The sequence below is a fragment of the Neobacillus rhizosphaerae genome (genome assembly GCF_937468385.1).
Taxonomy (GTDB): Bacteria; Bacillota; Bacilli; order Bacillales; family Cytobacillaceae; genus Neobacillus; species Neobacillus rhizosphaerae.
Genome location: NZ_CALBWS010000001.1, coordinates 128,211 through 140,700 on the forward strand (window position 1 = coordinate 128,211; position 12,490 = coordinate 140,700).

The window sequence follows — 12,490 nt, forward strand, 5'->3', positions numbered from 1 at the left end:
ATAGTGTTGTAACATAATAAGAATAGATGACCAAACTAAACAAACTATTAATGAACTATTAATAATTTCTTAAATCGGAAGCTTATGGTAAAAGTAATCAGTGGTGGATGGGACCAATGATCATTAAATTGAAAAAGCAATCCCCCCATAATGGAAGAATTGCTTTAAATTATTTCTGTTAAAGTTATAAAACTTTTGGTTCTTTTTTCACTGATTCATTGGCTTTATCTTTGGAGAAAAACCAGCCTGCTGCGGCAATTCCTACTAACACGACGTAAAAGGTCACCTTCCATTCAGTTGAATGCGCAAATTCCTCATTAAGAATCGATAATGCCGGATGTGAAAGTGTGTAGACGGCTAGCTTAACACCAACCCAGCCAACAATCGTAAAGGCGGCAATCTCTAGACCTGGCCTTCTTTCTAAAAGCTTTACAAATTGGTTTGCAGCGAAGCGCATAATTATTAAGCCAATAATACCACCAGCAAAAATAACTAGGAATTTACCTCCATCAAGTCCACCGATATTTGGCAGTGGTGTATCTGGAAGCACAACCGCCATCGCTACGGCAGCAAGAATGGAATCGACCGCAAAAGCAATGTCCGCCACTTCCACCTTTAAAACCGTCGACCAAAAGCCACTATGTTTTCGAACTTCTTTTTCCTCTTTTTCCTCCTCTTTTCCTTTTATAACCTTTCGAAAAACATGATTGCCGGCCATAAATAACAAATAAAGAGCTCCAATAGCTTGAACCTGCCACACATCAACTAAAAACGAAATCACAAACAAAGAAGCAAAGCGGAACACAAACGCCCCTGCTAATCCATAAAACAATGCCTTTTTCCGTTCCTGTTCAGGTAGGTGCTTCACCATAATCGCGAGTACCAAGGCGTTATCAGCTGCTAAAAGCCCTTCCAATGCCACCAGAATGATTAAAACCCATCCGTATTCAAGTAACAGAGTTAAATCCATAAATAATTTCCTCCTCAATAATAGGTGTTTTTCTAAAATACTCCTTTTACCCATAAAAATAGGCCTTTACTGATTACAGTAAAGGCCTAGAAAACACAGAAAAGACCTTTACAGTACTGTAAAGGTCTTGCTAACAACGTAATGTTGCCAATAAAGCCGGAGAAAGATTTCTCGAAATGACGACTTTATTGTAGCAGCTACTCCCCTTTAAAAAGGAAATATTTTATTACTATTAATATATTATACTCTTAATCCGATGTCAATGTCAGTTTAGCAGATTACCATTATAGTCCATAGACCCTAGCATATTTTTTTTCAAGATACTCGACAAGGTAGTCAGCATTTAATTCCTCACCTGTTACCCTAACGATCAATTCATTCGGAGTGTAAAGCCTTCCGTACTGATGAATATTTTCCTTTAACCATTCTTGAATCAAATCGAACCTGCCACTTTCGATATGTTGAGAAAAATCAGGAAGATCTTTTTGAATCGTACGAAGAATTTGCGCAGCATAGAGATTACCTAGTGAATAAGAAGGGAAATAACCAATGCCCCCAAACGACCAATGTACATCCTGCAATACACCAACAGTGTCATTGCTTGGTGTAATACCTAGGTAATCCTGCATTTTCTGATTCCATATCGCCGGAAGGTCTTTCGCTTCAATCTCTCCCCCAATTAAAGCCTTTTCAATTTCATATCGGAGCATAATATGAAGATTATAGGTTAACTCATCTGCTTCCACACGGATAAAAGAAGGCTCTACTGTATTTACGGCACGATAAAACTCCTCAATAGAAACATTTTCCAATTGCTTCGGAAAATACTCTTGGAGCTTAGGGAAAAAGAATTTCCAGAATTCCATGCTCCGTCCGACCATATTTTCTAAAAATCTTGATTGTGATTCGTGAATTCCAAATGAGGCCCCGCTTTGTAACACAGAATCTTCATATTCAGGATTTACATGCTGCTCATATATTCCATGTCCCGCTTCATGAATGGTTCCAAAAAGTGCGGAACGGACATTTTTCTCTAAATAACGGGTGGTTAACCGCACATCTCCAATGTTAACCGTTTGAGCAAATGGGTGAACCGTTTCATCTAAACGTCCTGCCTCCATATCGAATCCAATGATTGGCAAGATGAAACGGTTAAACTCTTTTTGTTTTTCAATATCGAACGATTGGTCAAAAACTTCAACCTGTGTTGGTTTTCCATATTGTTGAATCCGCTCTAATAGTTTTACACTTGATTCTCTTAGTTTAGCAAATAAAGGATCTAATCTTTTCACCGTTAAACCTGGTTCAAATTCGTCCAGCAGCGCATCATACGGATGGTCCTCGTACCCATAGATTTCAGCAAACTTTCTTTTGAAATCAACTATTTTTTCTAAAGCAGGCAGATAGTGAGCAAAATCATTGTTCTCCCTTGCTTCTTCCCAGGCATCATTCGCCTGCGCAGTTAAAATGCTGTATTCCTGAAAAAGATTAGCTGGAATGCTTTTAGATTTTTGGTAGTACTCTTTGTACTCTCTAACCTTTGCTTTAGTCACACCGTCTAATATCTTGAAATTTTCCTGGGAGGATAATGTTTCTAAAAGATTGCCCATTTCCTGTGAGACCGAGAGCTTAAACACTTCTGTCCTCAAGGTTCCGGTTGCTTTGGCAAAAACACTTCTCCCTTTTTTCGGTGCCATAACCTTTTGATCCCAATCAACTAACCCTATGATACTTGAATAATGAGTAATTTTTTCATCAATTGCCTTAAATTGTTCCAATGCCTTCTGTACAGTTGCATCAATCACTTTTTGGTTCAATTGTAGACCCCCTATTCTTTATTCTGTTCTTTAACGGATGTTTGTTTATGAAACAACTGTATCCCTTTTTGATTATAAGTTAAAAATTCAAATAAGGGAAAAAATTAGAAAAATTTTCATTGGACAAAAAACTCCATCAAGAAAAAGAATGTCGATTACTTATGAAATATACAATTCTAGTTTTCGTCTACTTCTAAGATGCTGACCTGTATAAATTTAACATATTAATGTAAAAACTAAAATTTAATATAAAGGATGTGGAAACATAATGGAGAAACAAAAAAAGAAATTATCCCATTTTTCCTTTCGAATGAATTTACTTTTTTTCAGTGTGTTTTTGCTATTCTCTGTACTTATTTTACGATTAGGGTTTGTTCAAATAGTTTATGGGGAAAATTTCAAAAGGGATTTGGAAAGAAAAGAAGAGTTTACAATCAGTAATCCGGTTCCGAGAGGACATATGTACGATCGTAAGTTCAAAGTGATTGTCGATAATAACCCGAAAAAAGCGATTACTTTTACAAATGAAGGATTTAGCCAAAAGGAAATGCTTGTAACAGCTGAGAAATTAGCCAAGTTGATTAGTAAAAACACGGACAAGGTGACGGAAAGGGACATGCAGAATTTTTGGATAATGAAGCATCCGATGCTTGCCAACGAAAAAATCACCCTAAAAGAAAAAGACTTATATGATGCCAAAAAAATAACTGACATAGATCTTTATAAGTTAAAATTGGACCGAATCACCAAGGACGAATTAGGTCTATCCGATGAAGAACTTGAGGTGCTAGCGATTTATCGGGAAATTAGCAGTGGATATAAATTTACACCACAAATCATAAAAAATGAAGATGTTACAGAAAAGGAATTTGCGGTTATAAGCGAAAATCTTCAATTCCTCCCTGGGGTTGATACGACAACCGATTGGGAACGGTCCTATGGTTTCGGAAATACTTTGAGATCCGTATTAGGGAAGGTGACAAAATCTGACGAAGGGCTTCCTGCTGAGCAATTGGATTATTATTTGGCACGAGGTTACAGCCGAAACGATCGCATTGGAAAAAGTCAGCTGGAACTACAGTATGAGGATGTTCTTCATGGTAATAAATCAAAAATAAATAGTAGTACAAATAATACGGGGAATGTCATTGAAACAAAGCTAATTACCCATGGAAAAAAAGGTAAAGATCTGGTCTTAACCATTGATATGGATTTGCAAATGAAGATAGATAAGATTGTCGAAGAGGAGCTTTGGGCCGCAAAGAAATCACCAGGTACTAAACTAACAGACCGAGCCTACGTCGTCTTGATGGATCCACGAACAGGTGAAGTCTTAACGATGTCAGGAAAAAAAATTGTTAAAAACAACGAGACTGGCGCGTCAGAAATGGAAGATGACGCACTCGGAACCTTTACCACTACATATAACGTTGGTTCTGCAGTAAAGGGGGCAACCATTTTAACCGGTTATAAAACAGGAGCAATATCTCCTGGTACTCCATTTGATGATGCCGGGATAAAAATAAAGGATACCCCGCTTAAAAAGTCATATGCTTATTTAGGAAAATTAGATGAAATCGAAGCATTAAAGAAATCTTCCAATGTTTATATGTTTCAAACGGCGATTAAAATTGGAAAAGGGCGATATGAATTTGATCAGCCATTGAGTTTTAGTAATAAGAATGCCTTCGAGGATATTAGGAACTCCTTTGCATCCTTTGGTCTTGGAGCAAGAACAGGAATTGATTTACCAAATGAGCAGACCGGATTTAAAGGTCAAAGTAAACTGCCCGGTTATTTGCTCGACCTTGTCATCGGTCAATATGATACCTATTCGGCGATGCAGCTAGCCCAGTATGTTTCAACCATTGCAAATGGCGGCTATCGAATGCAGCCGCATGTAGTGAAACAAATCCGTGAGCCTGCATTTGAATCCAATGAACTTGGAACGGTCGCCGAAGAAATCCATCCTACCGTCCTTAATACGATTGATGTAAAGAAGGAATGGATGAATCGTGTCCAAATTGGCTTTAAAAAGGTGATGCAGGAACCAGAGGGAACTGCCTATAAATTCTTTGAAGGTGCCACTTACTCACCTGCAGGAAAAACGGGGACGGCCGAAGCTTTTTATGATGGTCCCTTACGCAGTAATTATGGTAAGGATCCACCTCCTGTTATGAATTTAAGCCTAGTAAGCTATGCCCCAAGCACAAATCCCGAAGTAGCAATGGCCGTTTTGGTTCCTTGGGCATACGAAGGAACGGTAGATAACCGTGCAAGTCTCAAGATTGGCCGTCGGGTTATGGATACCTATTTTCAATTGAAAAGTCAATAACAGAAATGGAATTGGGCGCCATGTTCGGCGCCTTCAATTCCTTTTTAACACTGATTTCACAGCTTTCTCAATTTCGATATAGCTCGTGCAGCGGCAGATATTCGATTCAAGCCACTCTTTAATGGTTGTATCGTCGGCATCTGGATACTGCTCTATCAATGAGTGGCAGTTCATAATAAAACCCGGTGTACAATAGCCGCATTGAAAGGCAAAGTTTTCGATAAACGCCTGTTGAATGGGCGCTTGTTTCAGTCCTTCAATCGAGGTTATCTTTTTCCCAACCGCCTCCACGACAAGCATCAAACATGATTTCATCGGCCATCCATCAACATTCACCGTACAGGCACCGCAATCACCATTTAAACACCCAGGTTTTGCCCCAGTTAACCCAAGCTTTCCCCTTAAGGCATTTAATAGGGTATCGGCAGACCTGACTGTAACAATTCGACTGTCACCATTTATATCCAACATAATTGTATGAGATTTCACGTTCCACTCTCCCCCAAAATAATAAGCTATCTAACCCTCACTCCATCCAATGCAGCCATCACATCCAATAACAAATTTTTGAGCACAAAGAGCCTATATTTTGCCGATCCCTCTACATCCTCTAAGATGGGCGTTGGCATTACCGCAAGAGCCCTATCAATTCTTGCTTCAACCGACTGCCCCCTGTTATTTAAGGAAGCCTCTACCTCCTTGGAGCGAAATGGAAAAGGACACAACCCACTTATCGCGACACGTATCTCCCGATCAATTTTCAATGCAGCCATCGTAATTAACGGGTATCCAGTTTCCCATTGCTGACGGCGTTTGACACTAAAATAGGGTGCTCCAATAAACTGGGTCTCAGTTGCTACTTGAACAAGAAATTCACCTTTCTTCAACCTGAGTTGTTCTTGAAAGATCTCATTTATTGGGATGATCTTCTCTCCATCTGGGCCGATAATTAACACTTGACTGTCTGCTAGTAAAAACGGCAAAACGGCTTCACGGTAAAAAATCTGTGCACAAATATTTCCGCCTAAAGTTATTTTTACGCGGGCTGTATGGTCAGCAACTTCGCTAACTGTTTTCGTTAATAAAGGAAAAAGATTGGCTTCCTCAATTCTTGTAAGGGAGAGGCTACTCCCTAGGAACAAATGATCTCCACTTACCTGCATCACCTTACATTCTGCAATATCCTTAATATCTATGACGGCTTCGGTATAAGCCAAATTGATTCTGCCTAGTGTAATTAATTCTGTTCCACCTGAAAAAAACATAGGCTGTTTGCCTTGCTGGTCTAAATCCTGATATAAATCGACGGCCTCCTTCATTGTTTTAGGCGTATAATAATCAAAGTTAAAAGGCAGCATTACTAGTTCGCCTCCTTTGCCTTCCAAATCAACTCTGGAGTCAGGGGCAGGTTGTGTAGTGAAACACCCGCTGCCAGCGACAAGGCATTCCCATTCGGATATTTATAGCCATAGGCAATATCTTTAAAATGAAGTCCAATGGATGGATCATCCCTAAAAAAAACCCTGCTACCTGCGATTTCAAGGTCTTCTTTTGGAGCTCTTAATACACATGCAGCCACTTCTTTCAACTGATTTTCGAGCGACTCCTTGCGGAAAACACCCTTTCCAATTACCTCCATGGCCCCCCCTCCCGTTCCATTAATGAAGCCCAAATAACAAGCACTTCCTGATAATCCTCATTCGTATCGACATCAAAAAAAGACACATCTTTCTCCGATTCCATTCGTTTACCGCTAAATTTATCAGCACCTCGAATCAAATTCCTTGCACCTTGATCCCCCTCTAATTCTGTAATGATGGGAAACAGGCAGTTCGAAAAATAGACAGGAGGCTTCGGAATTCCTCTGTGCAAATACGAAATATAGGCATAGTCTTGAAAAGTTCGAGATTCATCCACTAATTTATTTATCATTTCAATGGTGACAAAAGGCTGATCCGCAAGCAGAACCACCACCCCTGTTGCCGCTAAATCCGCCGCGGCCTTCACCCCTGCTTTAAGCGAAGCACTTTGTCCTTTGTCAGCATCCTCACATGCTAACACTCGCAAATTTTTTCTTTTTGAAAAAGGAGTCAACCAGCGAAGAGAATCTCCCTTTCGAGTGACGGCGATAGTGACATCCAGCCTTGATTCAAGCGCCGCCAGTAATGCCATACTACCCAAATAATGATTAGCTACTGGTAAATTCAACTTCTGACTGCCCATCCTGCTGCTCTTCCCTGCTGCAAGATAAATACCGACTAATCTGAAATTGTCCATAAGAGCTCCACTCTTTCATGCAAAGGCTTTCTCCACACTTCAATCATTTCAGCCATGACACTCACTGCAATTTCAACTGGACCCTTTGCTCCAATTGCAGCACCTATTGGTGAAAAGATTGAACTTGGAATATGGTCACGATTTAGTAGCTTTTTTGTTCTTTTCCTTGGACCTAGAACACCTAAATATCTAATATTCTTATTTAATAATGACAATAAAAATTCTTGATCCCTTTGAAAGTGATGCGACATTATTACCACAAAATCATAGGGTGAAAAAGATATTTGTTTTAAAAGCGCATCTGGAAAGCCAACGATAATCCTGTCCGCCGTTGGAAAGTGTTGTTTCTGACAATACTGTTCCCGCCAATCGCAGACGGTTACCGAAAACCCCGTTTCTGCGGCTAATGATACAAGGGGGCGAGCATCGGGCCCTGCCCCGAAAATAATCAACCGTGGCTTGGGCTGGTACGTATGCTGATAAAAGGTCAATGCCCCCTCTACCCTTATTCCGCTTTTCGAGGTGAATTCAATAACAGGAATTGGCCCAGACCAATTTCCAAAGGGTTCACCTTCCTCCTCAATAAAAACATACTCCCCCAATTTATCTAGTTTTTTTAAACCTATCACCGGTTTATGTCTATCCAGTAATCTTTTTACTAATAGAAAATCCTCTGTTAATTTTTCCGTAACCAGCTCAAGTAAAATATCAATCGTTCCATTACAACCTGCGCCCTGACCCCAGCCCATATCGTCTTCCTCAAACATGTCATATTGAAGGATTATAGCCTCATTCTTTTGAAATACCTCCGCCGCTCGTATGGCTAAATCTGTTTCTAGGCAGCCGGCACTTAACAATCCTGCGTGGCTTCCATCTTCAAAAAACATCATCGAAGAGCCTTCCCTTTTATATGCAGACCCTTTCACACGAACGATCGTTGCTAACACCTTTTCCCCTGGGTGTTCCATTACGTCTAACATTTGATAAAAATCCTCCACGCAGTTCCCCCACCTCAAACACAAAAATTCCTACTATATTTATATTAATGAGGAAGCTATTCCTAGAATGATTAATTTTTCATGAACCGATTACATAAATTTATTTATAAAAAGATCTGAAGGAGCTGGTTATGATGAAATTGACAGAATTTAAAGACCCACTGCCAATTCCTCCAGTATTAAAACCAAGGTGGAAATCAGGAGAATATACGTATTATGAAATAACCATGAAGGAAACACAGCAATTGCTACATAGTGAATTACCTAAAACAACAATTTGGGGATATGAAGGGATATATCCGGGACCAACCATTGAAGTAGAAACAGGTGAAAGAGTATATGTAAAATGGAAGAATGAACTGCCTGAAAGGCATCTTTTACCGATTGATCACACTGTACATGGTGCCGAAAAGGAGAAACCAGCTGTACGCACCGTTGTCCATCTTCATGGCGGAAGAACAGAGCCCAATAGTGATGGTTACCCTGATGCGTGGTTCACAAAGGGATTCATAGTAAAAGGTCCCTTTTTTCAAAAAGAAATTTATCATTACATTAATCAGCAAAGCGCAAGGACACTCTGGTACCACGATCATGCCATCGGGCTGACGCGATTAAATATTTATGCCGGACTGGCAGGATTTTATTTCATCAGGAATAGCCATGAACGTTCATTCAATCTCCCTAGCGGTCCTTTTGAAGTCCCATTACTGCTTCAAGATCGATCATTTCATGTAGATGGTTCGTTATCGTATCCAGAACAGCCTGAAAACAATGGTTCTGGCATCTATCCGTCCATTATTGCGTCTTTTTTTGGTAATACAATTCTTGTCAATGGGAAGGTGTGGCCATTTCTTGAGGTAGAACCGAGAAAATATCGATTTCGACTATTAAATGCGGCAAATGCTCGCTTTTTTCGTTTGACTCTTGATTCAGGTCAGTTGTTCTATCAAATCGGAACAGATAGCGGTTTTCTGGAACGCCCGATTGGCGTAGGCTCATTACTGCTCGCACCTGCAGAACGACTGGATGTCATCATTAATTTTTCTAATATGGAAGGAAAATCAATTGTTGTGAAAAATGATGCACCGACACACTTCCCGAATGGTGATCCAGTTGACCCAAAAACTACTGGAATCGTCATGGAGTTTCGAGTATCGCAGCCTCTTTCGGGCATTGATACGAGCGTCATCCCTGCCTATATGGGGCCAATTAAATGGCTGCACGCAAATACTGCCCAAAGGCAGAGATTTCTAGAATTAAGTGAGGAAAAGGACCAATTTGGAAGATCGCTTTTTCTACTTGACAAGAAAACCTGGGATGACCCTATCACTGAAAATCCGCTTGCCCACTCAACCGAGATTTGGAGTTTTATCAACACAAATGAGGATGATCATCCTATTCATGTGCATCTTGTTCAATTTCAAATTCTTGAGCGACGCGCATTCAATGTTGAATATTATAAAAAAACGAAGCATATCAAATATACAGGAGCACCAATTCAGCCAGATTTTTCAGAACGTGGTTGGAAGGATACAGTAAGATGCCCTCCAGGTCTAGTTACCAGCATCATCATCCCGTTTTTCCCATACACAGGGCAATATGTTTGGCATTGTCATATGTTAGAGCATGAAGATTATGAGATGATGCGGCCTTACCGGGTGCTTCCGCCACCATGACTAGATTTATGTAGGGATTCCTAAAGACTTTTTATTTGATAACTATTTCTTAAACTATTAATCTTTCTTTCATAGTTTGTTCATATTTATTGTTTAAGATATAAACAGGTTCACAGATGAACCTTTAACCTCCGCCCCCCTTTATATAGATTAGCTTAAATGCCCGGCATAATTGCCGGGTAATTTTTTGTTCTATTGTCATCTATACTTCCAACAAACATTGTCAATAACAATAGAATTCACCATTGCTGTAAAACAAAAATGATTTCAATGTCCCAAAGAATTTTTAATTAATTTGATTTTTTTGCGAATTTCGATATATGACTATTAAATTAATTAGGAAAATAAACAGCATATAGAGACCATATAAACCAATAGAATATAGCTTATTGCTGTTAAACGATGCCCCTGCATAGGACAAAATGAGAATATTAGGGATTTTCCCAATTGTAGAGGCGGAGAAAAAAATGAGCCATCTGACGTTACTTAATCCACAAATAAGATTAACAACTGACGCTGGGATAATGGGAATAAACCGGCAGGTCAAAATAGCCATAAAGGAATGACGATTCAAAAATCCTTGGTACTCCTGAACTTTCGGATATTTTACTATCTTTTCCTGGGCAAAATCCCGAAAACCAAACCTGCTTAAAAAGAAGAAGCCCATCGTTCCTGCCATCGCGCCTGTCAATGAAATGGCCACTCCCTGTGCCACACCAAAGACAGCACCAATTATTCCCCCTAATATGGGAAACGGAATAATAGGAAAAAAGACACAAATCGCAACCAATAACATGCTGAGATAAATGGATATGGTTCCACCTTGTTTAATAAGAACGATCAATTCATCCTTTTGAAAAAAGCCAATCGCAATAATTAAAAGCACTAAACTAAAACTAATGAATTTTTTCATCGTCACCCTCCTTTTCCTATTAGCGAAAAAATCCGCCGTTATCGGATTTCTATTTGATTAGGAATTGAGGTAATCAAATGGTGACAGTTATGCCATGCCCTTCTTCACTGTCGATTACGATTTTTCCATTGTACATTCAATGAAAGGAAAACTTGCCATTAATCCAAGACAAATCCCTTTTTCCTTCGTTGCATAATAGGGTTTTCCATTCTTTGATAATCTATCTTGTGATATACCATCCGTATGGTCATCGATGTCCGATAAAAAAGATACTTTTATAAGTATAAAGCTAAAATTACATTTCTTAAAGTATTAGAATTCTAATTTTCGGAAAATTGAGAAGCCCTTCATCGGTTAATGAAAGGCCTCGCTGTATTTCTATTAAAATGCGGTTCTAGCACCAAGGTATCTTGGTTTCCAATAGGAATTTGTCATATCTGCAATCGACACACCTGATGACCCGGCCTGAATGAATTTGTTATTCCCTAAATAAATTCCCACATGAGACGCACCAGCAGCGTATGTTTCAAAAAAGACAAGATCGCCTGGATTGGGGGTAGCACTAACCTTTAATCCAGACCACTGTAAAGCAGCTGTTCGTGGAATAGTGATTCCCACTTTATTAAACACATAGCTGGTAAATCCACTGCAATCAAAACCAGCAGGAGTATTTCCTCCCCATAGGTAAGGTGTCCCAATATATTTATTTGCTTCGTTCATCACCAATTGTGCCTTTGAAACTGTTTTTACAGAGGACTTTACCAATAGCCTCTGTCCCACATATATAGTATCAGAGGTTAATCCATTTAAACTTTTTATATCTGTTACAGTAGTACCATACGTTTTGGCAATTCCTGATAAAGTATTGCCGGAATTTACTAAATAAGTAATGGCAGTATCACTGGAAGCCGTTGTGGCAGGTGTTGCTGTTTCATGGCTGTGTGGTGCTAGTAATGATAGTTTCTGATTTACATAGATGGTGTCAGTTGTCAGCTGATTCCAAGACTTCATATCAGCAATCGATACTTGTTTCGCTTGCGAGATTTTCCAAAGGGTGTCTCCTGGTTGGACTGTATAAATATTCTCATGTGCACTTGCTGGCCCTGCAAAAGTGGAAATCAGGATTCCTGCGACTGTAGTGGCTGTCAGTAGATGTTTTTTCATAGATGGCAGCTCTCCTTTGATTCGTAGTTGTTAACTCCATCATAAGGGGATTTCTAATCTATTAAAATACCAAAGTTATGGCTTACAAGGAAATAATTCCCTCACTCAGGGATGAAATCATTCATTTAACAAATATTTAACGGTGCAAGCCCTTGTCATAAAAGGTCTATTACGAATTCCTCTAAATATTTTCTTCTATTTCTCCATTCAGTTTTAACATAATTGTAATAATTAAACATTTTATAGATTCACACCAATAGTTCAATAATCCCTTCATGTAATGTAGAAATATTGTAACAAACCATCCATGCACTGGAATCTGACAAATTTATAATAAACC

The 12,490-nt window shown here is 39.3% G+C and carries 10 protein-coding genes and 1 pseudogene; 2 read left to right on the forward strand and 9 right to left on the reverse strand.

Annotated elements, in window-relative coordinates; all coding sequences use genetic code 11:
• Window positions 1-184 precede the first annotated feature (184 nt).
• Together M5A78_RS00625 and M5A78_RS00630 are read right to left on the reverse strand one after the other, a co-directional pair.
• The gene (locus tag M5A78_RS00625; RefSeq protein ID WP_248733355.1) at window positions 185-970 is read right to left on the reverse strand and encodes a TerC family protein; all 786 of its coding nucleotides are present in this window, start codon (window positions 968-970) and stop codon (window positions 185-187) included.
• A gap of 284 nt (window positions 971-1,254) precedes the next feature.
• Window positions 1,255-2,787 carry a carboxypeptidase M32 gene (locus M5A78_RS00630; RefSeq protein WP_319942244.1) on the reverse strand — a complete coding sequence of 511 codons (1,533 nt, stop codon included), beginning with the start codon at window positions 2,785-2,787 and terminating at the stop codon, window positions 1,255-1,257.
• A gap of 268 nt (window positions 2,788-3,055) precedes the next feature.
• Between M5A78_RS00630 and M5A78_RS00635 the strand changes: the two genes are divergently transcribed.
• Complete coding sequence (locus M5A78_RS00635; RefSeq protein ID WP_248733356.1) at window positions 3,056-5,122, forward strand: peptidoglycan D,D-transpeptidase FtsI family protein; 2,067 nt, start codon at window positions 3,056-3,058, stop codon at window positions 5,120-5,122.
• Between the two features lie 33 nt (window positions 5,123-5,155).
• Here the strand turns inward: M5A78_RS00635 and M5A78_RS00640 are convergent, their stop codons facing one another.
• From M5A78_RS00640 to M5A78_RS00660, 5 genes and pseudogenes are all read right to left on the reverse strand, one after another.
• Entirely contained in the window at window positions 5,156-5,593 is a 438-nt protein-coding gene (locus M5A78_RS00640; RefSeq protein WP_248733727.1) for a (2Fe-2S)-binding protein, read from the reverse strand.
• 44 nt (window positions 5,594-5,637) lie between these two features.
• On the reverse strand, window positions 5,638-6,480 hold the full coding sequence (locus M5A78_RS00645) for an FAD binding domain-containing protein (RefSeq protein WP_248733357.1): 843 nt from the start codon (window positions 6,478-6,480) through the stop codon (window positions 5,638-5,640).
• Window positions 6,481-6,482: 2 nt separating this feature from the next.
• Window positions 6,483-6,713: pseudogene (locus M5A78_RS00650) on the reverse strand (hypothetical protein); the annotation flags it as partial.
• A 38-nt stretch (window positions 6,714-6,751) separates the two neighbouring features.
• On the reverse strand, window positions 6,752-7,399 hold the full coding sequence (locus M5A78_RS00655; RefSeq protein ID WP_248733359.1) for a nucleotidyltransferase family protein: 648 nt from the start codon (window positions 7,397-7,399) through the stop codon (window positions 6,752-6,754).
• Window positions 7,381-8,397 carry an XdhC family protein gene (locus tag M5A78_RS00660; protein WP_248733360.1) on the reverse strand — a complete coding sequence of 339 codons (1,017 nt, stop codon included), beginning with the start codon at window positions 8,395-8,397 and terminating at the stop codon, window positions 7,381-7,383. The genes M5A78_RS00655 and M5A78_RS00660 overlap by 19 nt, the downstream gene beginning before the upstream one ends.
• A 134-nt stretch (window positions 8,398-8,531) precedes the next feature.
• Here M5A78_RS00660 and M5A78_RS00665 point away from each other — a divergent pair, with 134 nt between their 5' ends.
• A complete protein-coding gene (locus M5A78_RS00665; RefSeq protein ID WP_248733728.1) occupies window positions 8,532-10,073 on the forward strand; it encodes a multicopper oxidase family protein in 1,542 nt (513 codons plus the stop codon).
• 286 nt (window positions 10,074-10,359) lie between these two features.
• Here the strand turns inward: M5A78_RS00665 and M5A78_RS00670 are convergent, their stop codons facing one another.
• The gene (locus tag M5A78_RS00670; RefSeq protein ID WP_248733361.1) at window positions 10,360-10,986 is read right to left on the reverse strand and encodes a TVP38/TMEM64 family protein; all 627 of its coding nucleotides are present in this window, start codon (window positions 10,984-10,986) and stop codon (window positions 10,360-10,362) included.
• Between the two features lie 381 nt (window positions 10,987-11,367).
• Window positions 11,368-12,150, reverse strand: a complete 783-nt coding sequence (locus M5A78_RS00675) for a C40 family peptidase (RefSeq protein ID WP_248733362.1) — start codon at window positions 12,148-12,150, stop codon at window positions 11,368-11,370.
• Window positions 12,151-12,490 lie beyond the last annotated feature (340 nt).

Bases quoted from the DNA above. Each gene is read 5' to 3' on its own strand.
- M5A78_RS00625 (WP_248733355.1), bottom strand. From the start codon at position 970: ATGGATTTAACTCTGTTACTTGAATACGGATGGGTTTTAATCATTCTG.
- M5A78_RS00635 (WP_248733356.1), top strand. From the start codon at position 3,056: ATGGAGAAACAAAAAAAGAAATTATCCCATTTTTCCTTTCGAATGAAT.
- M5A78_RS00640 (WP_248733727.1), bottom strand. From the start codon at position 5,593: ATGTTGGATATAAATGGTGACAGTCGAATTGTTACAGTCAGGTCTGCC.
- M5A78_RS00645 (WP_248733357.1), bottom strand. From the start codon at position 6,480: ATGCTGCCTTTTAACTTTGATTATTATACGCCTAAAACAATGAAGGAG.
- M5A78_RS00655 (WP_248733359.1), bottom strand. From the start codon at position 7,399: ATGGACAATTTCAGATTAGTCGGTATTTATCTTGCAGCAGGGAAGAGC.
- M5A78_RS00665 (WP_248733728.1), top strand. From the start codon at position 8,532: ATGAAATTGACAGAATTTAAAGACCCACTGCCAATTCCTCCAGTATTA.
- M5A78_RS00670 (WP_248733361.1), bottom strand. From the start codon at position 10,986: ATGAAAAAATTCATTAGTTTTAGTTTAGTGCTTTTAATTATTGCGATT.
- M5A78_RS00675 (WP_248733362.1), bottom strand. From the start codon at position 12,150: ATGAAAAAACATCTACTGACAGCCACTACAGTCGCAGGAATCCTGATT.